This window comes from Thioalkalivibrio sp. AKL8 (genome assembly GCF_000380525.1).
In the GTDB taxonomy this organism is placed as follows: domain Bacteria; phylum Pseudomonadota; class Gammaproteobacteria; order Ectothiorhodospirales; family Ectothiorhodospiraceae; genus Thioalkalivibrio; species Thioalkalivibrio versutus.
The window spans coordinates 1-2,163 of record NZ_AQYF01000011.1 but is presented as its reverse complement, the minus strand read 5'-3'; the positions used below and the strand labels follow the sequence as shown (position 1 = coordinate 2,163).

Genomic DNA, 2,163 nt, shown 5'->3' with positions numbered 1-2,163 from the left:
CCTGTTGCAGACAGGACGCTACGACGAGGCACTCGAGCGGGCACAGCGTCTGCAGGAGCTCCAGCCGGAAGCGGCCGGTCCGTTGAGCCTGCAGGGCGCTGCCCTGATGGGGCTGGGGCGAACCGACGAGGCCCGGGCGGCCTTCCGCGAGGGCGTCGCGCTGGACCCGGACGATGTATCCGTGGCGATGAACCTCGCTGGCCTGGAGCTCCAGGTCGGCAATCGCGGGGCGGCGCGCGAGGTGCTGGAAGCGATCCAGGAGCGCGACCCGGGGCATGCCCGTTCGGCCCAGCGCCTGGCCAACATGAGCCTGCAGGATGGCGACCACCAGGGGGCGGCGCGCTGGCTGCAAACGGCCATCGACTCGCAGCCCGAGTTGCTGCCGCCGCATCTCACCCTGGCCCAGATCCAGCTTCAGGGCGGCCAACCGGAGCAGGCCCTGCAGACGCTCCTCGCTGCGCGTGAACATCACCCCGGGAATCCGGACCTGCTGTATGCGCTGGCGGACGTCCAGCAGAGTCTCAATCGTCCGGATGCCGCGGTGACAAGTCTCGCGGAGGCCGTCGAACAGGCGCCGGACAACGTGAACCTGCGTCTCGCCCTGGCCCGCGCGCATGCGCAGGCCGGTGACGATGCCGCGATCGAGAGCACGCTTCGCGAGCTCCTGGAGCAGCAGCCGGACCACTACCGGGCCCGCCTGCTTCTGGCCCGGGGCCTGCTCAATCAGGAACGCATGAGCGATGCCGAGCCCCATCTGGCGCGCCTGGAGGAGCTCTACGAGAACCGCAGCGAGGTCCAGGCCTTGCTGGGCCGCGCGGCTATGCAGCGGGACGACCCAGCCGCCGCCGTGCGGCATTACCGGGCGGCACTGGCGGACCCGGGTTCGCAACGTCGGGACTGGGTGCATGCACTGGCGGAGGCGCAGCGCGAAGCCGGGGATGGCGATGCCGGGCGGGCCACGCTGGCCGCCTGGCTGGATGAAAATCCGCAGGACCTGGCGACATGGCATATCCACGCGGCGCAGCAGATGGCGGCGGACGACCGGTCCGGAGCGATGGATTCGTACCGTCGGATCGTCGAGCAGGATGGCGACGACGTGATTGCGCGCAACAACCTCGCATGGTCTTTGCGCGAGAGTGATACCCGGCAGGCGCTGGAGCATGCGCGCCGGGCTGCCGAGCTGGCACCGGAGGCGGCTCCGGTGCTGGACACCCTGGGTGCGGTGCTGATCCACGCCGGTGAGCCCGCAGAGGCCGCAGACATCCTTGGCCGTGCCAGCGAGCTTGCCCCGGATGATCCGGGCATTCAGTACCACCTGGCCTGGGCGGAAAGCGAACAGGGCGAGCGCGACGCCGCTGCTGAACGCTTGCGTCGCGTGCTGGACGGGCACGACCAGTTCCCCCAGCGGGCGGATGCGGAGGCGTTGCTCGATCGCCTGTAGACCCGGCACGAACCGGTCGATCAAGGGGGCTGCCGAGAGCGGCCCCTTTTTTGTGTGCGTCAGCCTGGTCGCCGCACATCCCTCCGTCCGGTCGGTCCTGTAATCCCGGGTCGGCCCGGACATTACTTCGTTGTCTGGCCTCTGACGGCTGCGCTCGGCCGGGGAGCTCGCTCGCGGCGGTCGGCACGGCCCGCGACCGGATCTCGGCAGGGGTGAGTCAATGCCACGGTTTCGGGGCCGGCTTATCCGTCCCCTCGACTACGGCCCACTGCCATGCTTCTGGTGTCTTCGCCGGTGCCTGGGAGACGCTGATGAATGTGCCGGCATCGCGGTGATGCCCCGTGTATCCCGAGACCTGGCGCGGCGCGCAGTCCGGTCGTGGTGCTACCGGCCCGTTTGCATCTTGGTCGGGGCGCTAGCCTCACACGCCTCGGAAGGACGGGGCTCGAGTTCGAGTGGTGCATGGATAGTCTTGCCCTGGCAGGCCAGGCGGACATCCGAAGGGGGGCGAGCGTCGGCCCGGGGTGGTGCGAGTCCGAACATGGCCAGTCGCCGGATGATTGCCGGCAGTGACGGGAGAGGGTGGCCGGTTCGCGCGAGGGTCCATGAGGGCTGTAGTACCGGGCCCGGATCGCGGAACAAAAAAAGGGCTCCCCGAAGGGAGCCCTCAACTCGATGCCCCGGGGGGAGGGCCATCAAGACTAGAAAGCGTTCTAGCGTCG

The 2,163-nt window shown here is 69.3% G+C and carries 1 protein-coding gene; it reads left to right on the top strand.

Annotated elements, in window-relative coordinates; genetic code table 11:
- Positions 1 to 1,441: tetratricopeptide repeat protein (locus tag G335_RS0112460; RefSeq protein ID WP_018143864.1), on the top strand; the 1,441-nt coding region annotated here is incomplete at its 5' end.
- Positions 1,442 to 2,163 lie beyond the last annotated feature (722 nt).